We start from the raw sequence: 26,124 nt of genomic DNA, 5'->3' as shown, positions 1-26,124 counted from the left end.
TCATCGTCCTGCGGTCAGTCCTTCATGTCGGCCGTCGTCGAGTCCGAAGTGGTGTCCGTCCGCTCGCTCCAGGATCCTCATGACACCGCCCACGCTCGGCTTGGGAACCACGTCGTATCCGAAGCCGCGGAGTTCTTCGATCACGGCGTCGCTCATGTTGGCGTCGACTCGCAGTTGCAGTCCCATGGCGGCCTCGGCCTTGTCGGCGCCCGGATAGTAGGTCCATCGTGGACGTGCGAGTGCTTGGAGCGGGTTCAACTGCTCCAGAAGCAGACCGAGGACGACCTGGGCGTTCCATTGCGTCTGCCCGTCGCCGCCGGGGGTGCCTCCGAGCCAGCGAAGGCCTTCCAGCTCGGTGACCGCCCACGGCAGGATCGTGTTCACCGGCCGTCTTCCCGGACTGAGTCGGTTCGGATCGCCGTCGTCCAGGGTCGCACTGCGGCCGAGGCGGTTGCACAGCAGCATGTCGAATTCGGGAACGCCGACCCCGGACCCGAATCCGAGTCCGAGGCTCTGCACCCAGCTGACGCCGTTGCCGTCCGAGTCGAGCACCGCGAAGTGGGTGGTGTCGCCCTGGGAGTACTTGCCGAGGCAGGTGGGCGGGCTGGTCTTGGCGTCGTTCACGTTGGCGGCCAGTCGTTCCAGGACGGCTGGTGCCAGAGCGTCGGTCGCGGGCGGGGCCTCAGGATCGCCGAGGGTTTCGAGGCGGTATCCGTAGGTCTGGTTGGCGATCTCGGCCAGCATGTGGATGCCGGCGGCCGAGTCCAGTGGGGTGTCCGAGGCGAGCCGGGCGTAGAGGGCGAGGTTCTGAAGCAGCACCGGCCCCTGGGTCGGAGCGGGGGTGGTGGCGATGGTCCAGTCGCCGATCGAGGTGGTGGCGGCCGGTTCGAAGACGGCGTGGTCGGCGAGGCAGTCCTGCGCCCGGATGAGGGCGCCTTCGCTTGTGCAGGCCGACTCCACCGCTTCACCGAGGATCGCGCGGAACCGCTCGGGACGTCCATTGTGCTCGATGACGAGTCGGAGCAGCCGGGCCAAGCCGGGCTGCCGCAGCACCGAACCCGGTGCTGAAGGCGATGCGTACGCTCCGAAAAGGTCTTTGAAGTGCGGCTGCCGCAGCACTTCCAAGCTCACCTGCGCCCAGCGCGCGTCCTGTCCGGTGATGGTCGTGCCGCTCTCGGCGAGTTCGACGGCCGGCGCGAGGATGCGCTCCATGCCGAGCCTGCCGTAGCGTTCGTGAAGAGCGAACCAGGCGTCGGTGAGCGCCGGGGTGGAGATGGACAATGGTCCTGTCGAGGGGACCGTGGCATGTCCCGAGTCCCGCAGCGCTTCAGGTGTGGTCGCCATCGGCGCTCTGCCCAAGGCGGTGAGCGAGACCGGGGAGGCGGAGTCGGCGCTGTGGCACACGATCGCGGCGTCACCGGCCGGACCGCAGGCCATCGGCTGGTTCACGGTGAGCACTGCCGAGATGCCGATCGCGGCGTCGAAGGCGTTCCCGCCCTCGTCGAGGATCGCCAGTGCCGCAAGGGTGGCGGGGGTGCTGGCGGTGGAGACCATGTGGTCGCGGCCCCACTGTCGCCGGGCGCGCATCACGTTCGTCATCGCGCGTCCATTCCGGCTGTCGTGTTGCGCTGCACGGGCTTGAGGCCGATGATCTGGCGTGCTTCCTCCGGGGTCGCCGGTTCGCGGCCGAGTTCGGCCGCGATGCGGACGATGCGCTCGACCAGGCGTGGGTTCGTGGCGGGCGAGCGGTCGCGCCAGTCGTAGTACGGGTTGTCCTCGAGGCCGACTCGCACATGGCCTCCCAGCGAGAGCGCGAGTGTGTTCGCGGCGGTCTGGAATCGCCCGATCCCGGCGAACGCCCAGGTCGATTCACTGGGGAGTGAGGCAAGGCAGGCCGCGGCGTTGGCCGCGCTGACGTCGGCGGTGCCGCGTGAGCCCAGGAGGATGTTGAAGTAGTGGGGGCCGGTGAGGACGCCCTTGGCGATGAGGTGGTTGGCGTAGTTCACCATGCCCACGTCGAACACTTCGAGCTCGGGTGTGATGCCGTTGTCGCGCATGGTGGTCGCGAGCTGCTCGATCATTTCCGGACTGTTGATCGAGGGTCCGGTGGGGAAGTTCATCGAGCCGAGCGTAAGCGAGGCCAACTCGGGCTTCGCTGCTCCGGTGATCGACAGCGACTCGCTGCGTCGTGCGAAGTCGTTCCAGTTCCGTCCGCTGGTGGTGACCACGAGGATCATGTCGGGGGCTTCGGCGACGACCGCTTCGCAGATCTCGGCGAAGACTTCCTTGCGCCAAGTGGGCTCTTCGTCGTCGTCGCGAGCGTGGAGGTGGACCATGGACGCGCCGGCGTCGCGGCAGCGGCGGACGTCCGCGGCGATCTCCTCGGGTGTGGTGGGAACGTCGGGAACTTTCGCCTTCCTGGGGATCATCCCGGTGGGACAGAGATTGGCGATGAACTTGTCCGGCATGGTCATGTCGGTTTCCTTCGCGGGGGTTGCGGAGCAGCGAGGTGCTCCTCGGGTCGGTTCGTGTTCAGTGGCGGGCTTCGGGAAGCAACGCGGGAGCCCAGTGCGCGACGGTGTCGCCGTCGGCGTCGATGACGTGGAATTCGGGGCCGTTGAGGATGAACGGGCAGATGTGCGCGGGGATCAGTTCGACGATGTCGCCTTCGCGGACGTCGGCGGAGTCGAGCGCGCGGCCGTCGGCCATGGTCGCGACCAGGTCCGGTGCCCATTCATGACTTGCACCAGTCAGGAGTTCGTCGGCGTCGGTCTCGACGCGTCCTCCATGTGCGCGGACCACGGTGGCGCGCACCGATATTGCGACGTCCCCGAAGTCGCAAACGCCTGCGGATGCGAATCCGGCGTCGTACAACGCCGTTGCGCCAGTGCAGATCTCGGTGACTCCGGGCGTTTCAGCCGCAGCGAGTATCCCGGGGGTGCCGTTGACGGCCACGGTGGGGCAGGCGATGCCGTCATCGCGGATCATCTGGGCGAGGCCGACGAGTTCGCTTGCGATCTCCCGGACGCGCGGCTCGCGGTGCTTCAGGTCGTCGGGTGAGTGAAGACTCGTGTATCCGGTGATGCCGTCGAGCCGGACCGCTTTGGCGTCGGCGATGCGCTCGGCGAGCGCTCGGACGCTCGCGGGGTTGATGCCCCGGTCGGGGCCGAAGCTCACGTCGATCCGCAGGTCGAGTTCTGCTCCTGCCGCGGTCGCCTCCGCCGAGAGTCCGGTGACGTCGTCCTCATTGGAGACTTGGACGGTGATCTGCGATTCCGGTTCCCGTGCAGCCGATTCGGCGGCGAATCGGGCGAAGACCGGTAGGCGCCACTGATCGAGGCGGGGGCGGGCGATCACGATGTCGCGGATGCCCGCGTCGAGATAGGCGGCGGATTCGGTGGTGGTCTGGGTGATGATGCCGACGGCTCCGGCCTGCGCTTGCAGCTTGGCGATCGGGATTGTCCGGTGCCCTTTGGTGTGGACTCGGAGCGCGACGCCTCGCAGGGTGGCCTCGTGCTGGATGTGCCGGACGTTGGTGTCGAGACGGGGCTGACTGATGCGGACAACGGGTGTGTCTCTGCGGCCTGCGTTCACTTCATCCTCGAGGGGTGTCAGTGGGACCGGGCAGCGGTCGACCCGCTGCCCGGCTCATTTGAGGGATTTAGTCGATGGTGCTGATGCAACGCATGTCGGCGAGCTCCTTTCGTTGCGCGGAGGCGCGTGTCGCCTCGGGGTGGATCGCGCTTGCCTCGGCTTATGCGAGGAAATGCGACCATTGGCAGAGTATGGGAGGATCACTCACGGTGTCAAGCATGCGACGCTGAGAAATTTTGGCGACAGGCCCGAGCATAGGGGAGATTTCGACTGTCATGTGTCCCCGAAACGCTGCGTCGGAAACGGAAGGCCGGTCCGCTGTTGTGCGGACCGGCCTTGGTGGTTTCAGCGTTCGCAGGTTCGGGTGGTGTTGGTCCAGAGTCGTTGGGCTGCTTCGGTGAGTGGTTGCTCGTGGGCCAGGGCCCATTCGGTGTGGAGGGGTTCGGAGATGATCAGGCGCGGGTCGGGGGTGCCCAGGGCGATCACGTGGCCGATGAGCGTTGGTTCGGTTTCCTTGAAGGTGAGGCGGAAGCGGGCTTGGCCGACGACCAGCGAGAACCGTATGGGGCGGTAGTCGATGAGTTCGGTTGCGAGGATGGGGAGTCCTGCAAGGTCGATGGGTAGGACGGCGTCGGGCGGTTCGGTGCGGCGGACTGGCAGCGGGATCGATTGCAGGGCTTGGAGGTAGCGGCTGCGGATGCGTCGGGTCGTGTAGCGCTCGATCATGCGGCACCGCCGAGGGTGAGGGTGGTGTTGTCGAAGGCCTGTTCCCAGGCGGTGATGTATGCGTTTGGTTGGTAGGTCGGGCGGGGACGGTGTTGGCGCGGCACGGTGCGCCAGTGTGGGTCGCGGGTTTTGATGATGGCGCGGGCGGCGCGGGCTCCGCTGAGCGCGGCGGCCATGGTGGTTCGCGCCAGTGGTGTGGAGCTGGTCTGTTTCGGGAGCCGTTGCGGTGCTGGGGTTTCCTTTCGTTTTGCGCAGCCGGTCAGTGGCCGGGGCATGGGGACGATGCCGCAGGTGAGGATCGTCAGGAAGCAGCGGAGCATCCGGAGTGCGCGTTCGCGGAGGTAGGGCGTCGCGGGTTCGAAGTGGGCGGCTCGGAGTTCGGCCGATTCGATCATGAACCGGTCGAAGGCCTGCTCGCGCAGGTTCGAGAAGCGGTGCGCGGTGCCGTCGGGGAAGGTGCGGCCGGAAGCATCGCTTCGGCGGCGGTCCCGCGTTTCGGCCCGTTCGGGGTCGCGGCCGGTGCGGGGCTGGCGGGTGGTTCGGGGTGCGGGGGAGGGCGGGTCGTTGTCGCGGTGGTTGGTTCGTTCTGGCCGGGTCTGTTGCGGTGCAGCCGGTTCGGTGTGGTGGTCGGCCGGGAGCGGGTCGGGGAGTTCGTCGCGACGGTGGCGGCCGGTTCGGGTGTCGGGGTACCAGCCGGGTGAACCGTAGGGGCCGGGGTCGAGGGGGTCGTGGGGGCGGTTGTGGTCCACGATCCAGTCGTCGCCGGGCTGGTGGCGCAGGTGGTCGGGCTCGGAAGATTCGTCGAGGTGATCCCGCAGGCGGGAGCGCCATTTGGCGGTCAGGTCGGAATCACGGGAATCGCTGTTTTCAGGTACGCCGGAATGGCGTATCGTCGTGGACGACACGGAAGTACTCCTTCTGTTGTTGGCCGCCCGGTGGACACATGATTGGTAGTCCTGGACCACCGGGCGGCGTTAAAATTCTCGCCTATCTAAAGGCATCAATACAAACTGGCTGCTTCGTAAAAATCTCCGTTCGAAACGTAACAACCTGCCCCCCTTGCAAAAACGCAGGCATACGCCGATGATGACGCACAAACCCCCTACTGTCAACTAACACCCCACCCCCACCACGCTCGCGTCTAGGGAAGCACCACCGCACCACAGGCGGCAGGAGTAGGAAAACGGGGATGATGGCATTCAAGGCGAAGGGAATGTCGGTCCATACCATTCGGTACTGGCTGACATCGGGCCCGAATGCGGTCACTGTCCAACACCCTGCAAACGCGAAGTAGATGAATGCCAAGATCCAGGCCGACCTCCGCTGTCGCCAGATATTCCACGCACACAGTCCGAGGAGCACCGATCCGAGTACTCCATCGGTGAAGGCCAGCTCTGCGATCCCTTCCATGCCATCGCAGTGCTCTCCGGTTTGCGCACATGACGGAAAGAGAGTGGCCGCGTTCGCCGCAACTGCTACAACGCTGTAAACCCCGAGCAAAGCCACGGCAACGACCACAGCCCAGGGCGGCCGCTGTGACTGGCGGGCAATCACTTGGTTTCTTCGGCTGGTTCGTCGTAATTTCGGGCGCAGTTCTGGCGGCCCGCAAGGTCGTTGTCTGGGGGGACATTGCCGAGCGGCGGCGGGCACTCGTCGGAGCTCGCCTTCTTTACGCAGCCAGATTGAACCTTCAGTGAGACATAGTTTGCCGCGACGAGCCAGTAGTTGATGCCGTCCGGCCGTGTCGCTTCAACTTCGTGGAAGATTGGATCCTTGCCATACGACTCATCACGATGGACGTCGTACCCGGCTTCAACCCAACGCGATCGAAGCAGTTCGACATACTCCTCGCGGACAAGGTTAGTTTCGGAGTCTTCAGCGCTGAACACGTAGGTCAGTTCAAGTTTCGTGTACTCCTCATCGACCGCCCCATTGTGAGTGCAGGCGAGTTCGAGCAGCCGGCGTTCCTCGAATCCAGGGAAGTCCGGAACACCGTCAATTGCTTCGGCTACGGCCTCTTCCATGCGACTCCATGCCGTCGACTGGTCGAATTCGCGTTCCGGGGGCGTCTCGACTTCACCGCCGTTGTCCATGCATCCTCCAACAAGCATCATCGTCAGAACGACGACGAAAAACATTGATCGCTTCATCTCTACTCGCTCGCCTGGTCAACCTTGCTGGGTTGACCGGTAATGATTAGTGCCATGTTCTTGCGTGCTGCATTTTCGTCATCCCAGTAGCCGCCGTGGATTTCTCCTCCGCTCGCGCCGCTGGGGGTACTGGTGAACACGTTGCTCCCGAAGTTCTCGCCTGTTGGGTCGTTCCCGTGGATGACGGACTCACCTGCTGGGAAGGCGATGGCATCACCTTCGGCCATCGTCGCCCACACGTTCTCTTCATCGATAGCGAGTTCATCAGCGCGGTCGACGCCGAATCCGGGGGCTGCGATGCCGATGAGCTGGTCTGCTCCAGTGTTCGGGTCCTGTGCGGCTTCGCCGACCAGTAGCCCGCCGTAGGAGTGTCCAGCGATGGTGGTGTTGGCGCCACCATCGCGATGGGTGGCGTCGAGCCCGTTGATGAACTGGTTGAGCGTCTGCGCTCCATCTTCCGCTGCTTTGCCGTCACCGGCCTCGGGAGCGAGCTTGCTCAGATCCCACGAATCGCCCTCAAAGGCTTCGAGCGGACTGGCTGACTGCGGTGAGTCGTAGTCGAGCCAAGCGATCATCGCCGTCTCTTCGCCTGGGACGCCGAATGTCTTCGCGTCGTCAGCCATAGCATCGGCCCGGCCCAATGCCCCGCCGAGATCTCCGAAGTTGTCGAGCGCAGAGTATGTGCCCGGCACGAAGATCCCTGTGTTAGTGGCGGTATCGGGATTGCCGATTGAAACGATCGCCCCTCCATCGTCTTCCGTATCAAAGTGGAGCAGGTAATGTTCCTGGCCGGTTGAGGCCGGGCCCGCGATCGCATCCTGGAGGTTCGTCAGGGCATCGCGGTCGTCGCGCTCCGCTTTCAGCTCCTCCAGTTGGGCTGACAGCGCGGCGTACTCGGGGGAGTTCATCGGGACGCTGAGGTTCCCGCTGTAGTCGTAGCGCTCGCCGTTGGCTTCCATTTCCGCGAGCTGCGCTTCGAGGTCGGCGATGTCGGAGTCGAGGGTGGGGCTGTAGCGGTTGAGTTGTGTCTCTAGGAGGCTCCGGTTGGCGGCATCTCTGGTGTCTGTTGGGATGCCGTCCACACTTGCGATGAGGGCGGGGTTGCCTTCGAGTATGCCCAGGCGCTCCGACTCTGAGAGGCCGTTCCACCAGTCGTTGATCTGTTCCGGAGTGGCACCAGAATCGAGGAGTTCTTGCAGCTCTTCGGCTTCGTCGCTCGCCTGGCTGATCATGGCAAGGCGTTCGGACTCGCTGAACGTTTCGGCCCAGGTGCCGATGGCGGCCTTCAGGTCGTCATCGGCCTGCGTCGCCTGCTCCAGCACGGCCGCGATGCGGCTACTCAAGCCCTCGGCGTAGTAGATGTTCTCAGTCCCGGTAGCGGTGTTGGGGATGAGCGAGCCCGTCGCCGTCAACGTCGCTCGCGCCGGGTCGATCCCGCCGATGATGTCGTTCAACTCAGCCTGCGCGGCAATGAACTCCTCCACCGCGACCGTGATCGCCACCGACACCCGCCTGGCCGCCGCCGAACGTTCGTCGATCCCGAACACGATGTCGCGCAAGCGTTCGCGGGCCGCCTCGCCCGACTGGCCGTCCCAATTGTCGATGCCGAACGCGGCATCGTCCTTGTCCTTTATGCCGATCAACTCCGCCGCCTGCTCCTCAAGCACCTGGTAGAGCTTCATCCAGGACTCGCCGACGGTCTCAAGCCGCGCGAAGTCGGCACCGCTCAGGTCTTCATACGTGATGCCCATCAGCTACATCGCCACGCTTTCGCCGTCACGTGGCATCACCACTGACGGGTTCGGGGCCGGGCGTTCAGGGGCCGGGGCGTTGCGTCCGTCGGGGAAGTACGAATCCGCGTACTGGTCGAACATCGAGGAGACGTAGGTGTCGACCTCTTCGCTGCTTTCGGCGGACACCGCGGCCGACATCGCCGCGTCCTCGATGTCCAAGCGGTGCAACGCGATGTACTCCGACTCCCAGATCTGCGACGCCTGAATGCATTCGGCGATCCCGGCGAATGCGGCCGCCTCGGCGCTGCCTTCGAGGCCTCCGGTGTCCGAGGCCAGGGAGTTCATCGCGTTGTAGATCGCCTCGGAAGCGGAGAACAGCAGCTCGACGCCGGCTCGGACCTGATCGGCCGAGATGCTGAAGTCACCCACCGTGAACCCCTGCGCTGCAAGTAAATCGGCCGACAAATCGCAGACAGCGGCCATGGCGAGAGGAGGATCGGGGCATGGAATCGTGCCTTTCGAGTGGCTTGCTTGGGTTTGCGCCCTCAGCATAGCCACGCTCCGCAGTCGGTGGTGTACTCGCGATCCGGTTGTCGTGTCGGCAGCGGGCGACCTGCAATTGTGCATCAACGCCGTCGCCTGCGGTGCTTCCTGGGCGAGGGGGATCGCTTGACCTGTAAGGAGTTCGGCTCGTGCCCGGCTGCGTTCTTCGCAGGCGAGCACGAGGCGTGTCGGGGGGTCAGCCGAGGGCGTTTTCGTAGTCGTCCTTCGTGGCTTCGTCGGTTTCTGCGGAGGCGTCCGGTTGCTTCGATTCCGCTTCGGTGGTCTGTGTTGTGGCCTCTGCTTCGGCTTCCTGTTGCTGGTGAAGGTCGTCGAGGCGTTCGTGGATCGCCACCTTCTCGGCGTCGGTCTCGGCCGCTTCGAGGTCGCGGCGCAGTAGTTGTTCCTCGTCCAGGTTCTGCTGCTCCCAGGCTTCCTTGCCCGCTTCGGCGTCATAGTCCTCAATGGCTTGTTCCATGCCCGGGGTCATGTACTGGACGAGGTCGGCGGGGATGTTGGCGCCCACCGGTTTCGGGTCGCCGTTCTCATCGACCGGGGGCTTCCAGTCGGGGGCGTTGCTGGGGAACTTGTCCTTGAGGTGGTCGGGCGCGAACTTCGCCAGCTCCGGCGGGATCGACTCCGGGTCGTTCGCGGCGATCTCCTCCCACTTCTCGGGCGGGATGGCCTCGGCCATCGCCTGCCACTCCTCCTCGGGAATGGTCGCGACCAGATACGGGTCCAGCACCTTGGAACCGTCGGGCATGTCGGTCACCGCGGTCTCGGAGTCGTCGACTTCCTCCTTCGGCTCCTCCTCCTTCGGTTCCTCCTCGGGCTGGCCGCCACCGCCGCTGGGGCTGCCGCCGCCACCGCCGCTGGGACTGCCACCGCCGCCACTGGATCCACCACCGCTGGACCCGCCGCCACCGCCGGTGTCAGTGCTGCCCTTCTTGTCGCTGCCCGTGCCGTCACCCCTCGCACCCGCGTTGCGGATGTTCTCGGCCGATTGCGTCCAGACACCCTCGAGTTCGGAGAACCCGTTCTCGAGCTCGGCCAGATCCCCCAGCGCCGCACTGACATCGGATTCGAGCTGGCCCAGCCGCGCCTCGACCTCGCTGTAGGCCTCGTTGGCACGGCTGTTGATCTCGTTGATGGCCAACGGGATCGCCAACGGGAAGGCGACGGCGAACTGGAGCGCGCCGGCCATGATCCACGAGCAGGTCTCGACGGTGTCGGCGATCTTCTCGAGCACCTCGGCGCGACCCTCGGCGACGATCTGAGCGATGGCGTCGATCGTGCCCGAGGCGCCGGTGGCGAGCCCCCCGGCCTTGAGCAGCGAGTCGGCGAAGGCGCTCGCGATGTCGCGGAACGTGTCGCCGGCGTCGCCCTCCCAGCAGTCGTTCGAGCTGCCGGACCCGCTTTCGAGGGCGTTGCCGATGTTCGTCAGCTCCGTGCCGATCTTCTTCCAGTCCTCGATCAACTGCTTGATCGCGTCGGCGTCGCACTGGAGCAGGTCGATCGGCGACTGGAGCTCCTTGATGGAGTCCAGGTAGCCGATGATCTGGCCGGGGACGAACAGGAAGACGTCGATGGCCATGCTGATCACATCGCCGATGGCGTCGATCGCGCCGTCCGTCGCCCATTGGAGGCCGTCGTAGATGCCGGAGACGACGTCTCCGGTGGTGCGCAGCGCGGCGGCGCCCGCCGAGGAGGCGACGTCGACCACTGCGCCCGCGGCGCCGCCGACCACGTCTCCCACGGCCCCGCCGACCATGCCGCCGAGCGGGCCGCCGAGCGCGGTTCCCGCGACGGTCCCCACGGCCGAGCCCACGTCGTCGCCGAAGTCCCGGGCGGCGTCGCCGACGGCCTCGACACCGTCGGCGACCGCGTCATAGCCGCTCTCGATCAGGTTTCCGGCCGCATCGAACAACCCCATGTCGCTCAGAGCTCCCCGGTCAGCGCGGTCAGGTCATCGGAGGCCGCCTTGTCGGAGGCCTCATAGGAATCGCTCGTGTCCTCAAGGGCCTTGGCGAGCGCGTCGGCGAAGTCCGCGGCCGCCAGCAGCGCCGTTTCGGCGGTCTTGTCGAACTGTTCGATCGCGGGCGGGATGACGCCCGCCAGGTATTCGCTGAACGCGTTCTGGTCGCTCAGCATCGAACTGACGGCGGCTTGCGCGACGTCTTGCAGCGGGTCGCTGACGTCGCCGCGCGTCGCCGTGGCGATCTTGCGGATCCCGTCCGTGTCGGCGGAGATCCGTCCCCTGCCCATCTTCGTGGTCATCGGTCGCTCGCTTCGCTCTTGGCCGCGGCGGCGTCGGTGAACACCCGCATCGCGGTCGAGTCGGCGCCCATCGTCTCGGACATGACCTCTTTGACCTGCTCGCCCGCTTCCTCGCGAGCGCGCCGGTAGGTCTCCCGCGCGATCTGGGTCATCCACTCGGGGGAGGCCTGCCGCATCGACCGTCCGAATTGGATGTCGAGGAGTTCGCCCGAGGCGCCGACGGTCACGCTGATCTCCTCGTCGTCGCTGACAACGGTCGCCTTGATCGCCGAGACCCGGGTCGCGGAGTCGGCGGCACGCTCCTGGAGGGTGCTCATCCGCTGCTGGAAGCCCTCCATGAAGCCGCGGATGTCGGTTTTCGCAGAGGGGCGGCCGCCGGCATCGTTCGGGCCGTCTTGCCGGTGCGATGGGGTGCTCATGTGTTGCGTTTCCTCACGCTTCAGCCGGGTATTGAGAGGACTACACAATTGTGACACGGTTCTGCCACCGTCACAGTTCACACAGTCACGGCCCCCCTCGCACCGGTCGCGCGAACTCGCGGCCGGTATGCAAGGGGCCGTTGCCTACCGCGCCGGAAGCATCCCTAATGGATCAATGCCGAGGCGGCCGCCCGGAGTCAGGCGGCGGGGCCCTTCACCGGGCCGTGGGCGAGGTGGACGCTGCGGGCGCCGCCTCGCATTCTGATGCGGCGGGCCAGGGCCACCGAGTGTTTGACGTCGGTGGCGAGGAAGAGCACCGTTGGGCCCGAGCCGGAGACGTGGGCGGCGAGGGCCCCTTCTTCGAGGCCGCCGTGCATGAGCGAGGCCAGTTCGGGGCGCAGGCTCACCGCCGCGGCCTCCATGTCGTTGATCAGGAGGCGGGCGAGTTCGTCTGCGGCCGCACCGGTTTCGAAGGCCTGGACGATTCCCGTGACGTCACTTGAGTAGCGGCCGATGCCGTCCTCGCGGAGGCGGTCGACCTCCTTGTAGCACTCGGGGGTCGAGATCTGCGTGTCGGTGGTGGCCACGACCCAGTGCCACGACCCCTTGGTGTCCACAGGGGACAGTTCTTCGCCGCGTCCCGAGCCGACGGCGGTGCCGCCCTTGATGCAGAACGGGACGTCGGAGCCGAGCCCGGCGGCGAGGCGGTGGAGTTCGGCGTCGCCGATCTCGACGTCCCACAAACGCGCGCAGGCGATGAGCGCCCCGGCGGCGTCGGCCGAGCCCCCCGCGAGGCCCCCCGCGACCGGGATGCGCTTGTTCAGGTGCAGCTTGACGTCGGGTTCGATCCCCGCGTACAGCGCGATGAGCTTGGCGGCCTTGTGGGCGAGGTTCTCCTCGCCCTTCGGCAGCGTCGCCGCGCCCTCGCCGGAGATCGTGATCTTGATGCCCGGCTCACCGAGCCGCTCGGCGGTGACGGTGTCGTACAGCGAGATCGACTGGTACACCGTGGACAGTGCGTGGTATCCGTCGGCGCGCGGGTCCCCGACCCCCAGGTGCGGGTTGATCTTGGCGGGCACGTCGACGCTGATCGCGTCGCCGCCGTTCAAGGGCGCGGTCTGTCCGGTCATTCAGGCCTCCTGGGCTCGCGGTGCGGTCCCGCCCCCTCTGGCGTCGGCGAGGGCGATGAACTCTGTGATGTCCAACGACTCACCCCGCCTCGTGGGTTCGATCCCCGCCCGATCGAGCACCGCGTCGACCTCGTCGCCCGCCCAGGACTTGAGCGACTGCCGCAGCATCTTGCGCCGCTGCCCGAACGCGGCGTCCACGGCGCCGAAGACCTGGACGCGGTCGGCGTCAGGGCTCTGGATGCGCTCGAACCGGACCAGGCCGCTGGCGACGTTCGGCACCGGCCAGAACACGTTCGCCGAGACCGAACCGGCCCGGCTCGCCTTCGCGTACCAGGCCATCTTGACGCTCGGCGCGCCGTAGATCTTGGAACCGGGACCGGCCGTCAGGCGGTCGCCGACCTCGGCCTGGACCATCACCAGGCCCTTCTGGAGGCTCGGGAAGGTCTCCAGGGCGTGCAGGACCACCGGGACGGCCACGTTGTACGGCAGGTTCGCCACGAGCGCCGTGGGCGGCTCGGGCAGCTGGTCAGCGGCGATGCGCGCGGCGTCGGCCTCGACGACGGTGAGCCGCTGGTGCTCTTCGGGCGCGCGGTGCGCCACGGTCGTGGGCAGCGCGAGCGCCAGCTTCGGGTCGATCTCGACGGCGATCACGCGCCGGGCGATCTCGATGAGCGCCAGCGTGAGGGAACCCAGGCCCGGGCCGACCTCCATCACCACGTCGTCGGATTCGAGCTTCGCGGCGGCGGCGATGCGGCGCACCGTATTCGCGTCCACGACGAAGTTCTGGCCCCACTTCTTGGTGGGCGAGATCGCGAGCCCGCGCGACAGGGACCGGATGTCCTTCGAGGTCAGCAGCCGCGCCATCAGCCCTGGCCCCCCGCGAGCAGCGGCTGGAGGACCAGGCCGGGGTAGTCGTTGACGATCGTCTGGATGCGGTACTTGTTCGGCAGCGCCACCAGGTACGCGCCGTCTCGGGGGCGGGTGAAGACCTCGACGCCCGGCGCGGTGCGCAGGCGGGCCGCGCCTTCGGCGTCGGTGAGGCGCGCGAGCTGGTAGGGCAGGTTGTCGATGGTGGCGGGCACGTCGAACTCGGCCCGCAACCGGGCCGTGGTGACCTCGAACTGGAGGGGGCCGACGGCGGCGAGCACGGGCGTGGCGTCGCCGCGGCGCTCGGAGTAGAGGACCTGGACGACGCCCTCGGCGTCGAGCTGGGCGATCCCGCGTCGGAACCGCTTGGCCTTGGAGGTGTCGTGCATCTGGAGCGCCCCGAAGTGCTCGGGCGCGAACGCGGGCAGCGGCGGGTACTCGACGGCCTTGCCGGTGTAGATCGTGTCGCCCACCGACAGGCCGGTGGCGTTGACCAGGCCCACGATGTCGCCGGGCCAGGCCTCCTCGACGGTGTCGCGGGAGGCCCCGAACATCGTCTGGGCGTACTTGGTGGACATGGTGCGCTTGCCCTGGGCCTGCGTGACCTGCATGCCCCGCTCGAACTTGCCCGAGCAGACGCGGATGAACGCCAGCTGGTCGCGGTGCGAGGCGTTCATGTTCGCTTGGGACTTGAACACGAAACCCGAGAAGCCCGCGTCGAGGTCGCGGGAGGCCCCGGCGGCGTCCTCGCGCGCGAACGGCGCAGGCGCGATGTCGACCAGCAGGTCGAGCAGCTGCCCGACCCCGAAGTGGACCAGCGCCGCCCCGAACAGGGTCGGCGTGGTGTGCCCGGCCTCGAACGTCTTCGCGTCGAAGTCGGCCTCGACCTCGCTGAGCAGCTCGGACTCCTCCTGGGCGCGCTCGTACTCGGGCCCGAACTGCGCCTTGGCCGCGTCCTCGCTGAGGAACTCGGCGGTGGCGAGGTGCTGGCCGCCCGGAGAGCGCTCGTAGCGGACCATGCCAGGGACCTGCGGGCCCGCGATGCGGCGGCCCTCGCCGTCCTCGTCCTTGAACCCGATGCGCTCGATGACGCCGCGGAACTCGCCGCCCTCGCCGACGGGCCAGGTCACGGGGGTCGGCTTGATGCCGATGCGGGTCTCGATCTCCTCGATGAGCTCGAGCGCGTCCTTCGCGGGCCGGTCCCATTTGTTGATGAACGTGATCACCGGGATGCGCCGCGCCCGGCAGACCTCGAAGAGCTTGAGGGTCTGCGGCTCCAGGCCCTTCGCGGCGTCGAGGAGCATCACGGCCGCGTCGACGGCGGTCAGGACGCGGTAGGTGTCCTCGGAGAAGTCGGCGTGGCCGGGCGTGTCGAGGAGGTTGACGACGCAGCCGCGGTACTCGAACTGGAGGGCCGCGGAGGTGATGGAGATGCCGCGGTCCTGCTCCATGGACATCCAGTCCGAGACGACGCCCTTGCGGTCGCCCTTGCCGTGCACGGCGCCCGCCGACGCGATGGCCTGACCGTAGAGGGCCAGGGCCTCGGTGATGGTCGATTTGCCGGCGTCGGGGTGCGAGATCACCGCGAAGGTGCGGCGGCGCGCGGCCTCGGCCGCGATGTGGCTGGACATGGATTCCTCAACGTGTGACGAGATTGGTACGGGCCCGACCATCAACGATAGTCGTGAGCAATCCCACGTCCCGTTTCGGACCGTAAGGGGTGGTTTTTTGTCGTACCCCGGCGGGAATATGGCGCTACGTTCGTCGGTCCCCTTTGGGTGGGTGGGGGCTAGGGACGGCCGTCAGCCTTACTCACCCCATACGGCTCGCGCGACTACCCGCCCAGCTCGGCCTTCACGATCCCCGCGACCATCTTCCCGTCCGCGCGCCCGGCCGTCTTCGGGCCGATCGCCTTCATGACCTTGCCCATGTCCTTCGGCCCGGCGAAGCCGCCCGCCTCGATCGCCTCGCGCACCAACTGCGCGACCTCGGCCTCGGTCAACTCGGTCGGCAGGTACCGCTTGATCACGGCCTCCTCGGCCAACTCGGCGTCCGCCGACTCCTCCCTCCCGCCCGCGCGGAACGCCTCGGCCGCTTCGCGCCGCTGCTTGGCCTGCTTCACCAAGACCTTCACCACAGCCGCGTCATCGAGCTCGCGAGGGGTCTTACCAGCGACTTCTTCATTCTTGACCGCAGTGAGCACCATCCGCAGCGTGCCCAAGGTCACCTTGTCCCGGGCCTTGAGCGCGGTTCGCATATCGGTTTCCAACTGGGTCTTCAGCTCACTCATAATTCGACAATCTACCGTTGGGGTATGAAGATCAGCCGTGGACTAGCCGCAGCAGCCGGGATCGGGGTCGGCGCCGGGGCGCTGGCGCTCGCCTACGCCTCTCTATACGAGCGCGTCCAGTACACGCTCCGGCACTTCGCCGTGCCGGCGCTGCCCGAGGGCGCCGAGCCGATCCGGGTCCTGCACATCTCCGACCTGCACATGACGCCCGGGCAGGTGCGCAAGGCCCACTGGGTCGCGTCCCTGTCCGCGCTCGATCCCGACCTCGTCCTCCTCACCGGGGACAACCTGGCCCACCCCGACGCGGTGGACCTGGTCGCCAAGACCCTCCGGCCGCTGTTCAAGGCGCCCGGGGCGTTCGTGTTCGGCTCGAACGACTACTACGCGCCGGTGTTCAAGAACCCGTTGCAGTACTTCAACCCGAACCACGAGCACAAGTACGGCGAGCCGCTGCCCACCGAGGAACTGCGCAAGGTCCTCACCGACGGCGGCTGGCTCGACCTCAACAACCACGCCGCCGACCAGGTCGTGGCCGGGCTCGACGTCCACTTCGCGGGCGTCGACGACCCGCACTTCGACCTCGACGACTACGAGCTGGTGGCCGGCCCGGTCCCCAGCGGCGCCGACCTCTCGATCGGCCTCACCCACTCGCCCGAGCCGCGCGTGCTCGACGAGTTCGCCCGCGACGGCTACGACTTCGTGGCCGCCGGCCACACCCACGGCGGCCAGGTCTGCGTGCCCGGCTACGGCGCTCTGGTGACCAACTGCGGCATCGACCGCGAACGCGTCAAGGGCCTCCACCCGTGGCACGACATGTGGCTGCACGTTTCGGCGGGCCTGGGCACCAGCCCGTACGCGCCCGTGCGCTTCGCCTGCGCGCCCGAGGCCAGCCTCCTCACGTTCGTCCCGGCCACGTACTAGGCGCGACTCCGGGCCCGGGTGTGACCGGGCCCGGAGCGCCCCGACCCCGTTCGACGAGCGGCCCCGGCCTCGGGTACGATTTCCCCCGATGCGGACGCCCAGCGTGCGCAGCCAACAGAACATCGGGTTGTGGCGCAGCTTGGTAGCGCACCTCGTTCGGGACGAGGGGGTCGCAGGTTCAAATCCTGTCAACCCGACAGATGAAAAGGGGCCGCGAGGCCCCTTTTTTCGTTCTCTTGACGGGACGCGTGACGTGATCGAGATCGTAGTCATCATGGCGGGAATCGTCCTATGGCTGGCCGGGGCGCTGACCATGATGTATCGCGGGTTCATCCTGCCGAGTGTGAAGCTCGATGACTTGAAGTTCGAGGTGGCCCGGCGGCGGGGGATGTTCTTCAACGTCACCGAACCGGACACGACGCCTCGCACGGAGGCGGAGCTGCGGCAGCGGGTGATCGACAACGAGGTGGGCGCGTTCGCGGCCGCTCAGGGCGAGAGCCGCCGGTTCGTGGTGTGGCAGGCCTGGCGCGGCGACGCTGAATTCAAAGCCGAAGTGCGGCAGCGCATGCGCGAGTACTACGTGCCGCGCCAGGCCTATATCGCGTTGCTGTGCGGTGGGGTTTGGGCGCTCGCGTTCGTGCTCGTCGAGCCGTTGCAGGAGGCATTGATGCCTTCGAACGTCGAGGCGCTGTTCCCCGTCTACGTCCTGGTCGCTCCATGGTGGATCGCGGTGTTCGTGATCGTGGCGCTCGAACGCGTCAAAGCCGCGCAGCGCCGATCGAAGCGCGCGCGGCTTTGACGCCTTTCTGGTTCAGTCCCAGCGGAACAGCGCCACCGCGCCCAGAGCGCTCACCACGAAGGCGATCGCCAGGGCGATGAGGTGAGCGGGGTCGGTGGGCGCGCCGGTCCATGCGTCGCCGATGGCCTGGACGGCCGCGCCGAAGGGCAGGGCCTCGCCGACCGTGGCGAGTCCTGAAGGGAGGTTCTCGGTGGAGCCGAACATGCCTCCGGTGGCGCCCAACGCGAAGAAGAGCGTCAGGCCGATGGCGACGGCCGCGTTGCCGGTCGGGGCGACGGCGGCGACGAGGGCGCCGACGGCGAACATCGCGAGGGTCGCGAGGCCGAGCACCGCGATCGCGGTGCCGAGGTTCGCGGGGAGCCCGGCGCCGAACAGCGTCACGGCGACGGTCACGCCGATGACGATGCCCACCAGGCATTGCGCGAGGCCGACGATCATCTGCGCGGCCAGCACCATCGCCGGGTTGGCGGGCGTGACGGCCAAGCGCCGCAGGATCTTCAGGCGTCGATAGTAGGCCAGGAAGCTCGGCATGTTGACCACGCCGACGGTGGCGATGACGATGGTGAGCACCAGCGGCATCACGTACCGTTCGAACACCTCTGGTGCCTGACCTGTGGTGTTGAGGCCGTTCATGACCAGGATGAGCAGCGGCAGGCCGAGGGGGATGAGCAGACCGGCCGTGTCCCGGATGACCATTTTGGACTCGCACACGATGAGGGTCGCCCAGGCGCGGGGGCCGGGCCGGTGGATCTCGATGTGGGTCATCGCGGTTCCTCGCCTTCGAGCTTGCTGCCGGTGAGCGCGAAGAAGGCCGCTTCGAAGGCCTCCGACTCGCCGGCGTCGTCCTGATCCGTTCCAGCCGCCTCGATCAGGCCCGCGGGCTTGTCGACGGCCACCACGCGGCCGCGATCGAGGATCGCGACGTGGTCGCACAGGCGCCGGACCTCGTCCATGTTGTGGCTGACCAGCACGATCGTGGTGCCCTCGTCCCGCAGTTCCTCCACAGTGGCCCACATCTGGCGCCGCGCCTCGGGGTCGAGGCCGGTGGTGAGCTCGTCGAGGATCACCGCGCGCGGCTTCCCGACCAGGGCGAGCGCAATCGACAGCCGCTGCTGCTGCCCGCCCGAGAGGTGCTCGAATCGTTTCTTGGCCGAAGCGGTGAGGCCGACGCGCTCGATCAGCTCGTCGGGGTCGGCGCCGTCGCGGTGGAAGGAGCGGTGGAGCCTGACGAGCTCCCTCACCTGGAGCGCGGCGTGCACGGCCGTCTCCTGGAGCTGGACGCCGAGGACCTGCCGCAGCCGCGCGCGGTCCTTCCAGGGGTCGAGGCCGAGCACGGTCACCTCCCCGGCGTCGGGCCGGCGCAGGCCCGCGATGATCTCGACCGTGGTCGACTTCCCGGCCCCGTTGCGGCCGAGAATGCCGAAGATCTCCCCGGTCTCGACGGTGAGGTCGAGGCCGTCGACGGCGGTCGTGTCGCCGTAGCGTTTGCGCAGTCCGCGCGCTTCGATGGCGGGCACATCGTCTCCTTCTGAATCGGCAGAACCCGACCGTACGGCCGTGAGGGGGCCTCGCGCGCGTGCGAGAGGTCATGACCGCAGGCCATGACTTCCGGCACGGGCGCGGCCCGTGATCAGGGCTTATGCTGGTCGCGTGCGACGACTGACGATGCAGATCCTGGGCGGGGCGTTCGTGTCCCTCGCCTGCCTGTCGGTGGCCGTCCCGGCCGTGGTCGTGCACGCCGAGGGCGGGCGGCTGCCGGTCATTGCGACCGGGTGGTGGCTGGTCCTGTTCGCGGCGTTCTTCGTCGCGTTCAGCGTTGCCATGTGGTGCCTGGACCTCGCGCCCCGGCCGGTGGTGCTGTCGGCAGTGGCGGCGCAGAGCGTGCTCGCGCCCGCGCTGGTCCTGACCGCGCCTTCGGGCGGGTGGACCCCGATCCTGCTGGTGTTCACGGTCGCGGTGAGCGCGTACTCGCTGTCCATGCGTGCGGTGGTGGCGCTGATCTGCGTGAACACGGTGGTGGTCGGGGCGGCCACGGCGATGGTCGCTGAGCGGGCGTTCGAGGTCGTCATGGTCGCGGGCCTGTACTTGATGTTGCAGAGCGCCAGCGTGTTCGGGGTGATCGCGCATCTGCGGGACGTGGAGTCGCACAAGCGGATCGCGGAGGCGAACGTGCGGCTGCGCGCCGCTTCGGTCCTGCTGGCCGAGTCAAGCCGCACCGAGGAGCGGCTGCGGATCTCCCGGGAGTTGCACGACCTGGTCGGGCACCAGTTGACGGTGCTCGCTTTGGAGCTTGAGATCGCTTCGCACCAGGCGACAGGGGAGGCGGCCGAGCCGGTGCGCCGGGCTCGGGAGGTCACGCGTGGGCTGCTCGCGGACGTGCGCTCGGCGGTGGGCGAGCTGCGCCATGAGGGGCCGCGGCTGCGCGAGACGCTGGAGGATCTCGTGGCCGACCTGCCTGAGCCTGCGGTGCATCTGCGGGTGGACGAGGCGATCGAGGTCGACGCGGCGGCCGCGACCACGCTGGTGCGCTGCGTCCAGGAGATCGTGACGAACACGATCCGGCACGCCGAGGCCGAGAACCTGTGGATCGAGGTCGACGCGGCGGGGGACCGGGTCGTGTTCGCCTCCCGGGACGACGGGCGCGGCGCTCGTGACTTCAAGGCGGGCAACGGGCTTCGGGGGATGGCCGAGCGGCTGGAGTCGCACGGCGGGAACGTGGCGTTCTCCGGTGAGGACGGGTTCCGGGTGCGGGCGGAGGTGCCGGTCCGATGATCCGTGTGTGCCTTGTGGACGATCAGCATCTGGTGCGGCACGGCATTCGCCGTCTCCTCGATCTCAACGGGGGCATCGAGGTCGTGGCCGAGGCCGACGACGGCCAGGCGGCGGTCGAGGCGATCGTCGAACATGAGCCCGATGTGGTGCTGCTGGACCTGCGGATGCCCCGCCATGACGGGATTTGGGCGTTGCAGACGTTGCGTGACAGGGAGATCGACGTCCCGGTGCTGGTGTTGACCACGTTCGACGACGACGAGCTGGTGCTCGCCGCGCTGCGGGCCGGGGCCCGCGGGTACCTGCTCAAGGACGTGACGCTGCACGAACTCGTCGACGCGGTCGAAACGCTCGCCGGGGGAGGGACGCTGATGCGCCCGGCGATCACCGACCGGCTCCTGCGCGCGCTCCGCGAAGGCGAGGCCCCCGCGCCGGAGCACCCGGACCTGCCGGTCTCGCCGCTGACCGATCGCGAGCGGGACGTGTTGCGGCTCTTGGCCGCCGGCCTGAGCAACCGCGAGATCGCCGAATCGCTGGTGCTCGCCGAGGGAACGGTCAAGAACCACGTTTCGAACGTGCTCATGAAGCTCGGCACCCGAGATCGCACCAGGGCGGTCCTCAGAGCACTCCACCATGGACTGTTGAACTGAGCGGACGTCACCCGATCGGGCGAGGACCTAACGGCTGGTAGTCGGTCGACCGCGCAGGGGATGGGCTGCGAGCGCGAGCGGGCATAGCCTGCTTCTACCCATCAACCCCCATCGCCCGCAGGAGTTCCCGTGGCCGCGACCAAGAGTTGGACAGAGTTGTCCAAACTGGAAAAAAGCATCGTCATATCCATCCTCGCGGTCCCGTTGCTGTGCTGTGCCGGCATCGCGGCGAACCTCGGCGGTGATGACGATGAACCCCCGTCGTCCATAGAGGAGCCGTCGGCGACCGAGACCTCCGAGTCCCCTTCGCCCTCGGTCTCCCCCTCCCCGACCGAGTCGCCCACGCCGACCGAGGCGGCCGAGCCTTCGACGTCCGCACCGCCCCCTCCTCCGCCTTCGACCGAGGCCGCCACCTCGGAGGCGGTGGTGACCGTCTACTACGAGAACTGCACCGCCGCATGGGATGCGGGCGCGGCCCCGCTCTCCAGGAACGATCCCGGCTACCGCTCCGGGCTCGACCGGGACGGCGACGGCAAGGCCTGCGAGTCCAAACCCGGCTCCGGCGGCGACAGCGGCAGCAGCGGTGACTCCGGTGGCAGCAGCGGCGGCGACAGCGGCGGGAGCTCCGGAGACGACGAGAGCGAATCGTCCGTCTACTACAAGAACTGCGACGCGGTCCGCGCCGCGGGGGCGGCGCCGATCTACGCAGGTCAGCCCGGCTACGCCAAACATCTGGACCGCGACGGTGACGGCGTCGGCTGCGAATAGCACGTCCCGCCAGCCTGGGTCCCTTCCTGGGGTGAAGTTATCCTCACCCCAGGTCGGGACCTGGCGACAATGCGGCTCGGTGCCGGTGAAATTACTGTTCAAGCATGGACATCACAGCGACGCCGACGCCCCGATGGCGCCAGGCTCCCCTCATCGCTCTGCGGGGATTCTGGGCCGGGGCCTCCTGGCGGGCACTCATGCATCTGGTCACCGGATCGATCATCGGCCTCCTCAGTGGATTCATTCTCATCATCCTCGCCATGGCGGCGGTCGCCGGGGCGCTGACCGTGATCATTCCGCTCGGCGCGGGCGCGGCGATCTTCGCCTTGAGCGGCGCGCTCACTCTCGTGCAGCGTTCCCGCCACACCGCGTTCCTCGGGGCCGAATGGCCGGACACGGCACCGTTGCGGCCGGTCACGCTCGCGCCCAAGGCACTCCTGGAGGTGCTGCGCCGTCCCAGGACCTGGCGGCACCTCTCCTACCACGCGATCACAGCGGTCTACAGCCCGATCGCGGCGTTCTTCGCGATCGGCGCCTGGACCGCGGGGCCGATGATGATGGCCGCCCCACTCATGGGGCTGCGCTCCGGTCTCGAGACGCGACACTGGTGGCTCCTCGGCGTCGGCGTCCTGGTCTTGATCGGTGCACCGTGGCTCGGCCGAGGCCTCGCCGAGATCGACTCGCTCCTCGCGCGGGCTCTGTTGGGCACCAGTCGAACCGAGACGCTCGAAGCGCGCGTCAGCGATCTCGCGGCAAGCCGGGAATCCACTGTAGATGCGGCTGACGCAGAGCGCCGCCGTATCGAACGCGACCTCCACGACGGCGCGCAGCAGCGGCTCACCTCGCTCGCGATGAACCTCGGCATCGCCCGCGCCACCCTCACCGACCTCCCCGAAGGCGGTGCGAAAGCTCTCGAAGAGGCCCATGAAGAGGCCAAACAGGTGCTCACCGACCTGCGCGACCTCGTGCGCGGCCTGCACCCGGCCGTCCTCGAAGACCGCGGTCTGGACGCCGCGCTCTCGGCGGTCGCGGCCCGTTCCCCCGTCCCGACGCGGCTGCGCGTCGACATGGACCGGCGCGTCGCCCGCGACATCGAGGCCGTGGCCTACTTCGTCGTCTCCGAGGCGCTCACGAACGCGGCCAAGCACTCCCGAGCCAAGAGCGCCACAGTGGACATCACGATCAGCGGGAGCCGCCTTCTCCTCCGCGTCACCGATGATGGTCGCGGCGGGGCCGATCCCGAACGCGGGACCGGACTTCAGGGCCTGGCCGACCGGGTCCGCTCGGTCGAGGGCACCTTCCATCTTTCCAGCCCGCTCGGCGGGCCCACCACCATCGAAGCGGAGCTGCCATGCGCGTCGTGATCGCCGAAGACTCGGTCCTGCTGCGGGAAGGGATCGCCAGGCTCATGGAAGTGGGCGGCATCGAGGTCATCGACACTGTCGGCGACGCCGAGGCCCTGCTCCGTTCGGTCGAACGCGACGTGCCCGACCTGGTGGTGGCCGACGTTCGGATGCCGCCCGACCAGTCCGACGAAGGCGTGCGAGCCGCGCTGGTGCTGCGCCGCCGCTACCCCGACCTGGCGATCCTCATGCTCTCGCAGTACGTCGAGGAACGGTACGCGGTCGAGCTGCTCACCGGGCAGATGCGCGGCATCGGGTACCTGCTCAAGGACCGTGTGGCCGACGTCGCCGAGTTCCTCGACTCGCTGCGGCGGGTCGCGGGCGGCGGCACCGCGCTCGACCCCGAGGTGATCTCCCAGCTTCTGGTGCGGCGCAACGGGGACGAACTCGACCGCCTCACTCCCAGGGAGCGAGAGGTCTTGTCGCACATGGCCGAAGGCCGCTCGAACGCGGGAATCGCCGAAGTCCTGTTCCTCAGCGAAGGCGCGATCAGCAAGCACATCAACTCCATCTTCTCCAAACTCGGGCTCCCGCCCAGCGACTCCGGCAACCGCCGCGTGCTCGCCATTCTCAAGTTCCTGCAAGGAAACGCAAAGGACCGGTCATGATCGACACCCCTCAGAAGCAGACCGAAACGCCCGAAACCGGCACACGGACCTCCTCGGCCACCAGAGCCTGGTGGATCGTCGGCGGCTCCATCACCGGCGCGTTCCTCCTCTTCGGACTGACGCTCTGCGCCGCCTGGATCTGGGTCGCCTCCTCGCCCGAGCAGGACGCCCGCCACTTCACCGAGTACACGCAGCAGGTCGATCGCGTCGACGTCACCGTGGAGGTCGGTGACATCAAGCTCGCGGCGGGGGACGCCGCACTCGAGGTCGAACGCAGAACCTATTGGCGCGGAACCGCACCCGAGATCAGTGAAGAATGGCACGGCAGCGTCTTCAACGCAGAGGGCGGCTGCGAGGACGGCTACGTGAGCTGGATCGACCTGGACGACTGCCTGATCCACTACGCGCTCGCCCTGCCGAGTGGGACGGACGCCGAGGCCGAGCTCGACCTGGGGGAGATCGAGCTCGACGGCCTGGACGGCGAGATCGACGTCTCGACGGGCGGCGGCGATGTGCGCGGAGACAACCTCCGCGCCGGTGAAACCGAGGTCGAGACGGGTGTCGGCAACGTCGACCTCGCCTACGCTGAAGTCCACGGCGACATTACCGTCGAGGTCGGCACCGGGGACGTCACGATCGTCGTCCCGAACGACGGCACGACGTTCAAAGTGGACTTCGACGGTGGTGTCGGCACCCCGGCCGTCGACATAGCCACCGACCCGTCCGCGGAGGCCGACTACGTCATCAAGGTGACGATCGGCGTCGGCGACCTCAAGGTCCGATACGCCGATTGACTCCGGTGCACCGATGCCCGCGACCGCACAGCGGCCGCGGGCATCGCCGTCTGCGCGTAATCGCATGAACCGGGTCACATTCGGTCGATCGGGCGCTTTTTCGGCGAAAACTGTCGTACCCGGCCGATACCTTCGCAGCAGAAATTGAATAGCGAGCGCGCGGCCCCAGCGGGCGGCGCGTGATCACCGAACGGACGGTGCGATGGCCACTACGAAACCAACGGACAGTTCACGGAGGCGGACGAAGGCGAAAGCCACCGCCCACAACCCTGGCGCAACGGCCCCTGCGGGGCCGGGCCGCCGAACGAATAAGAACGCGAGCGACTCGCCCACACCGGAATTCGTGGTGCAGGCACTCCCGTTCGAAACCATCCCGACCGGCCCACTCCAGTCGCACTTCGCAGACTGGTTGAACCATTCCTTCAACGCACCCGAGCCGCCGCAAGCGAGCGCAGCCACGACGGTGCGAGCCGAGGCGGCGGGCAATGCTTCGCTGACGACCGACGGAACGAACCCAGGCAGGGAGTCACCGCAGAACGTGGCGGCGGCGAGCATCGCAGCGATGTCGCCGCTGGCTGATGCGATGAGCGCGGCCCTGGTGCCTCCGCCCGAGACCCCTCCGCCGCAAGCCGAACCGGCGCGACCGGAACCTCTGCGGGAGCCGCGAGGGCAAGCCGGGCCGACGCCTCGAGTGGCGCGCGGGAAGGCGCCGAGCGATGCTGAGCAGCAGGTCGAGGTGGCATCTCGGCAGGCGCAGAAGGTGCCGCCGGCCGAGCCCGCTCCGCAGTCTGAGGCGAAACCTCGATCGGTGCAACCGAAGTCGGGGCAGATCCGAAGCTCGGCGGGCTGGTCACCGGTTGATCCGGCGCCGGAGGCGGAGGTGCCGGTGCGGCGTCGGCCGCAGTTCGTGGCCCAAGGGGACACGACCGTGTGGGTGACGAAGCCGCTGTTGCGTTCGCGCGGCTGGACGGAGGGCGGCATTCGGGCATTCCTGCCCGAGGCGGAAGCGCTGAAGCCGAACCCGCGCTACGCGATCTCGGGCTCGCCGATGCAAGTCTGGCGAGCCGCAACGGTGGCGGCCGCCGAGCGGCGACCGGAGTGGAGGGAATGGCTCGAACGCTCCCTACACCGCCGCGGCACCACCTTGGAAGAGCTCACCAACACGGCCGACCCGACCTTCCGCCTCCGCATCGACGCGGTAGCAGCAGCAATCGAAGCAGCCGACCCCGACCCGCCGACCACACCGACCTCGCCCGACCACCCCGAACCGAAGGAGGTGAGCTCCATGCAGCGATAACCCACAGGCGCAGCGCGGCGACCCTAGACGGCCTTGGCTCGCAGCCGGCGCGAGCCAAAGCCAGCCCCCCGCGGCGCGACGCGGACGGTCTGCGTGGCGTAGTCGCGCCGCAGTGGGATGGGTGGTGGTGGAGGAGGTGGGGGTGGGCGGGGGGGGGGAGAGAGAGAGGATCCGCTGCTCGCGGTTGGGGATGTTGCCGCCCGCCGCGAACCCTCGCGATGCCGTACCCCGCGCTCGGGCGTGTCGCGACGCAGTCGCCCCCGAATCAATCATCGCGCGAGGGACCGACACTCTCTCGCTGCCGCCTGCCGCCTGCCGCCTGCCGCCTGCCGCCTGCCGCCTGCCGCCTGCCGCCTGCCGCCTGCCGCCTGCCGCCTGCCGCCTGCCGC

At 68.0% G+C, this 26,124-nt stretch carries 26 protein-coding genes and 1 tRNA gene; 10 read left to right on the top strand and 17 right to left on the bottom strand.

The genetic code is table 11. The annotated features are described in order from the left end of the window. The 15 genes from AB0B28_RS16220 to AB0B28_RS16150 form a co-directional block, all read right to left on the bottom strand. The gene (locus AB0B28_RS16220; RefSeq protein WP_360121526.1) at positions 1-1,599 is read right to left on the bottom strand and encodes a gamma-glutamyltransferase; all 1,599 of its coding nucleotides are present in this window, start codon (positions 1,597-1,599) and stop codon (positions 1-3) included. Then, positions 1,596-2,474 (bottom strand): 3-keto-5-aminohexanoate cleavage protein, encoded by an 879-nt coding sequence (locus tag AB0B28_RS16215; RefSeq protein ID WP_360121524.1) that lies wholly within the window; start codon positions 2,472-2,474, stop codon positions 1,596-1,598. Before AB0B28_RS16215 ends, AB0B28_RS16220 begins: the two co-directional genes overlap by 4 nt. A 58-nt stretch (positions 2,475-2,532) precedes the next feature. Next, positions 2,533-3,594: an alanine racemase gene (locus tag AB0B28_RS16210; protein WP_360121522.1), complete on the bottom strand. Its 1,062-nt coding sequence runs from the start codon at positions 3,592-3,594 to the stop codon at positions 2,533-2,535. A 345-nt stretch (positions 3,595-3,939) separates the two neighbouring features. After that, complete coding sequence (locus AB0B28_RS16205; RefSeq protein ID WP_360121520.1) at positions 3,940-4,320, bottom strand: hypothetical protein; 381 nt, start codon at positions 4,318-4,320, stop codon at positions 3,940-3,942. Beyond that, the gene (locus AB0B28_RS16200) at positions 4,317-5,225 is read right to left on the bottom strand and encodes a hypothetical protein (RefSeq protein WP_360121518.1); all 909 of its coding nucleotides are present in this window, start codon (positions 5,223-5,225) and stop codon (positions 4,317-4,319) included. The genes AB0B28_RS16205 and AB0B28_RS16200 overlap by 4 nt, the downstream gene beginning before the upstream one ends. Before the next feature lie 645 nt (positions 5,226-5,870). Beyond that, positions 5,871-6,458, bottom strand: a complete 588-nt coding sequence (locus AB0B28_RS16195; RefSeq protein WP_360121516.1) for a hypothetical protein — start codon at positions 6,456-6,458, stop codon at positions 5,871-5,873. Positions 6,459-6,472: 14 nt separating this feature from the next. Beyond that, positions 6,473-8,221 (bottom strand): alpha/beta hydrolase, encoded by a 1,749-nt coding sequence (locus AB0B28_RS16190; RefSeq protein WP_360121514.1) that lies wholly within the window; start codon positions 8,219-8,221, stop codon positions 6,473-6,475. Between the two features lie 3 nt (positions 8,222-8,224). Further along, entirely contained in the window at positions 8,225-8,632 is a 408-nt protein-coding gene (locus AB0B28_RS16185) for a hypothetical protein (protein ID WP_360121512.1), read from the bottom strand. Between the two features lie 310 nt (positions 8,633-8,942). Continuing rightward, positions 8,943-10,676, bottom strand: a complete 1,734-nt coding sequence (locus tag AB0B28_RS16180; RefSeq protein ID WP_360121510.1) for a hypothetical protein — start codon at positions 10,674-10,676, stop codon at positions 8,943-8,945. A gap of 5 nt (positions 10,677-10,681) precedes the next feature. After that, on the bottom strand, positions 10,682-11,020 hold the full coding sequence (locus AB0B28_RS16175; protein WP_360121508.1) for a hypothetical protein: 339 nt from the start codon (positions 11,018-11,020) through the stop codon (positions 10,682-10,684). Further along, positions 11,017-11,439 (bottom strand): YbaB/EbfC family nucleoid-associated protein, encoded by a 423-nt coding sequence (locus AB0B28_RS16170; protein WP_360121506.1) that lies wholly within the window; start codon positions 11,437-11,439, stop codon positions 11,017-11,019. The genes AB0B28_RS16175 and AB0B28_RS16170 overlap by 4 nt, the downstream gene beginning before the upstream one ends. Positions 11,440-11,636: 197 nt before the next feature. Continuing rightward, positions 11,637-12,569 carry a 4-(cytidine 5'-diphospho)-2-C-methyl-D-erythritol kinase gene (locus AB0B28_RS16165; RefSeq protein ID WP_360121504.1) on the bottom strand — a complete coding sequence of 311 codons (933 nt, stop codon included), beginning with the start codon at positions 12,567-12,569 and terminating at the stop codon, positions 11,637-11,639. Continuing rightward, positions 12,570-13,433, bottom strand: coding sequence for a 16S rRNA (adenine(1518)-N(6)/adenine(1519)-N(6))-dimethyltransferase RsmA (gene rsmA, locus AB0B28_RS16160; RefSeq protein WP_360121502.1), 864 nt, complete (start codon positions 13,431-13,433; stop codon positions 12,570-12,572). It lies immediately after the preceding gene. Beyond that, positions 13,433-15,067, bottom strand: coding sequence for a peptide chain release factor 3 (locus AB0B28_RS16155; protein ID WP_360121500.1), 1,635 nt, complete (start codon positions 15,065-15,067; stop codon positions 13,433-13,435). Before AB0B28_RS16155 ends, rsmA begins: the two co-directional genes overlap by 1 nt. A gap of 203 nt (positions 15,068-15,270) precedes the next feature. Continuing rightward, complete coding sequence (locus AB0B28_RS16150; protein ID WP_360121498.1) at positions 15,271-15,726, bottom strand: GatB/YqeY domain-containing protein; 456 nt, start codon at positions 15,724-15,726, stop codon at positions 15,271-15,273. 24 nt (positions 15,727-15,750) lie between these two features. Between AB0B28_RS16150 and AB0B28_RS16145 the strand changes: the two genes are divergently transcribed. The 3 genes from AB0B28_RS16145 to AB0B28_RS16135 all read left to right on the top strand — a co-directional run bounded on the left by AB0B28_RS16145 (position 15,751) and on the right by AB0B28_RS16135 (position 17,446). Continuing rightward, positions 15,751-16,647 (top strand): metallophosphoesterase, encoded by an 897-nt coding sequence (locus AB0B28_RS16145; protein ID WP_360121496.1) that lies wholly within the window; start codon positions 15,751-15,753, stop codon positions 16,645-16,647. Between the two features lie 123 nt (positions 16,648-16,770). Next, positions 16,771-16,844, top strand: a tRNA-Pro gene (locus tag AB0B28_RS16140). Between the two features lie 56 nt (positions 16,845-16,900). Then, the gene (locus AB0B28_RS16135; protein ID WP_360121494.1) at positions 16,901-17,446 is read left to right on the top strand and encodes a hypothetical protein; all 546 of its coding nucleotides are present in this window, start codon (positions 16,901-16,903) and stop codon (positions 17,444-17,446) included. Between the two features lie 12 nt (positions 17,447-17,458). On the opposite strand, the gene AB0B28_RS16130 is transcribed toward AB0B28_RS16135, so the two are convergent. Both AB0B28_RS16130 and AB0B28_RS16125 read right to left on the bottom strand, forming a co-directional pair. Continuing rightward, on the bottom strand, positions 17,459-18,211 hold the full coding sequence (locus AB0B28_RS16130; protein ID WP_360121492.1) for an ABC transporter permease: 753 nt from the start codon (positions 18,209-18,211) through the stop codon (positions 17,459-17,461). Continuing rightward, positions 18,208-18,963, bottom strand: coding sequence for an ABC transporter ATP-binding protein (locus tag AB0B28_RS16125; protein WP_360121490.1), 756 nt, complete (start codon positions 18,961-18,963; stop codon positions 18,208-18,210). Before AB0B28_RS16125 ends, AB0B28_RS16130 begins: the two co-directional genes overlap by 4 nt. Before the next feature lie 133 nt (positions 18,964-19,096). Here AB0B28_RS16125 and AB0B28_RS16120 point away from each other — a divergent pair, with 133 nt between their 5' ends. From AB0B28_RS16120 to AB0B28_RS16090, 7 genes are all read left to right on the top strand, one after another. Continuing rightward, the gene (locus AB0B28_RS16120; protein ID WP_360121488.1) at positions 19,097-20,218 is read left to right on the top strand and encodes a histidine kinase; all 1,122 of its coding nucleotides are present in this window, start codon (positions 19,097-19,099) and stop codon (positions 20,216-20,218) included. After that, positions 20,215-20,865, top strand: coding sequence for a response regulator transcription factor (locus AB0B28_RS16115; RefSeq protein WP_360121486.1), 651 nt, complete (start codon positions 20,215-20,217; stop codon positions 20,863-20,865). Before AB0B28_RS16120 ends, AB0B28_RS16115 begins: the two co-directional genes overlap by 4 nt. Before the next feature lie 129 nt (positions 20,866-20,994). Then, the gene (locus AB0B28_RS16110; protein ID WP_360121485.1) at positions 20,995-21,633 is read left to right on the top strand and encodes an excalibur calcium-binding domain-containing protein; all 639 of its coding nucleotides are present in this window, start codon (positions 20,995-20,997) and stop codon (positions 21,631-21,633) included. 104 nt (positions 21,634-21,737) lie between these two features. Further along, positions 21,738-22,997, top strand: coding sequence for a sensor histidine kinase (locus AB0B28_RS16105; protein WP_360121483.1), 1,260 nt, complete (start codon positions 21,738-21,740; stop codon positions 22,995-22,997). Continuing rightward, positions 22,985-23,644 carry a response regulator transcription factor gene (locus AB0B28_RS16100; protein ID WP_360121481.1) on the top strand — a complete coding sequence of 220 codons (660 nt, stop codon included), beginning with the start codon at positions 22,985-22,987 and terminating at the stop codon, positions 23,642-23,644. The genes AB0B28_RS16105 and AB0B28_RS16100 overlap by 13 nt, the downstream gene beginning before the upstream one ends. Next, a complete protein-coding gene (locus tag AB0B28_RS16095) occupies positions 23,641-24,438 on the top strand; it encodes a DUF4097 family beta strand repeat-containing protein (protein WP_360121479.1) in 798 nt (265 codons plus the stop codon). The genes AB0B28_RS16100 and AB0B28_RS16095 overlap by 4 nt, the downstream gene beginning before the upstream one ends. A gap of 343 nt (positions 24,439-24,781) precedes the next feature. Beyond that, the gene (locus tag AB0B28_RS16090; protein ID WP_360121477.1) at positions 24,782-25,735 is read left to right on the top strand and encodes a hypothetical protein; all 954 of its coding nucleotides are present in this window, start codon (positions 24,782-24,784) and stop codon (positions 25,733-25,735) included. Positions 25,736-26,124 lie beyond the last annotated feature (389 nt).

This window comes from Glycomyces sp. NPDC046736 (genome assembly GCF_040645615.1).
Lineage (GTDB): Bacteria > Actinomycetota > Actinomycetes > Mycobacteriales > Micromonosporaceae > Glycomyces.
This window is presented reverse-complemented; position numbering and strand designations above follow the sequence as displayed.

What these genes read in the sequence shown, in the direction of transcription:
- AB0B28_RS16220 (WP_360121526.1), bottom strand. Translation starts at nt 1,599, where the DNA reads ATGACGAACGTGATGCGCGCCCGGCGACAGTGGGGCCGCGACCACATG.
- AB0B28_RS16215 (WP_360121524.1), bottom strand. Translation starts at nt 2,474, where the DNA reads ATGACCATGCCGGACAAGTTCATCGCCAATCTCTGTCCCACCGGGATG.
- AB0B28_RS16205 (WP_360121520.1), bottom strand. Translation starts at nt 4,320, where the DNA reads ATGATCGAGCGCTACACGACCCGACGCATCCGCAGCCGCTACCTCCAA.
- AB0B28_RS16195 (WP_360121516.1), bottom strand. Translation starts at nt 6,458, where the DNA reads ATGTTTTTCGTCGTCGTTCTGACGATGATGCTTGTTGGAGGATGCATG.
- AB0B28_RS16190 (WP_360121514.1), bottom strand. Translation starts at nt 8,221, where the DNA reads ATGGGCATCACGTATGAAGACCTGAGCGGTGCCGACTTCGCGCGGCTT.
- AB0B28_RS16180 (WP_360121510.1), bottom strand. Translation starts at nt 10,676, where the DNA reads ATGGGGTTGTTCGATGCGGCCGGAAACCTGATCGAGAGCGGCTATGAC.
- AB0B28_RS16175 (WP_360121508.1), bottom strand. Translation starts at nt 11,020, where the DNA reads ATGACCACGAAGATGGGCAGGGGACGGATCTCCGCCGACACGGACGGG.
- AB0B28_RS16170 (WP_360121506.1), bottom strand. Translation starts at nt 11,439, where the DNA reads ATGAGCACCCCATCGCACCGGCAAGACGGCCCGAACGATGCCGGCGGC.
- AB0B28_RS16165 (WP_360121504.1), bottom strand. Translation starts at nt 12,569, where the DNA reads ATGACCGGACAGACCGCGCCCTTGAACGGCGGCGACGCGATCAGCGTC.
- rsmA (WP_360121502.1), bottom strand. Translation starts at nt 13,433, where the DNA reads ATGGCGCGGCTGCTGACCTCGAAGGACATCCGGTCCCTGTCGCGCGGG.
- AB0B28_RS16155 (WP_360121500.1), bottom strand. Translation starts at nt 15,067, where the DNA reads ATGTCCAGCCACATCGCGGCCGAGGCCGCGCGCCGCCGCACCTTCGCG.
- AB0B28_RS16150 (WP_360121498.1), bottom strand. Translation starts at nt 15,726, where the DNA reads ATGAGTGAGCTGAAGACCCAGTTGGAAACCGATATGCGAACCGCGCTC.
- AB0B28_RS16145 (WP_360121496.1), top strand. Translation starts at nt 15,751, where the DNA reads ATGAAGATCAGCCGTGGACTAGCCGCAGCAGCCGGGATCGGGGTCGGC.
- AB0B28_RS16130 (WP_360121492.1), bottom strand. Translation starts at nt 18,211, where the DNA reads ATGACCCACATCGAGATCCACCGGCCCGGCCCCCGCGCCTGGGCGACC.
- AB0B28_RS16115 (WP_360121486.1), top strand. Translation starts at nt 20,215, where the DNA reads ATGATCCGTGTGTGCCTTGTGGACGATCAGCATCTGGTGCGGCACGGC.
- AB0B28_RS16105 (WP_360121483.1), top strand. Translation starts at nt 21,738, where the DNA reads ATGGACATCACAGCGACGCCGACGCCCCGATGGCGCCAGGCTCCCCTC.
- AB0B28_RS16100 (WP_360121481.1), top strand. Translation starts at nt 22,985, where the DNA reads ATGCGCGTCGTGATCGCCGAAGACTCGGTCCTGCTGCGGGAAGGGATC.
- AB0B28_RS16095 (WP_360121479.1), top strand. Translation starts at nt 23,641, where the DNA reads ATGATCGACACCCCTCAGAAGCAGACCGAAACGCCCGAAACCGGCACA.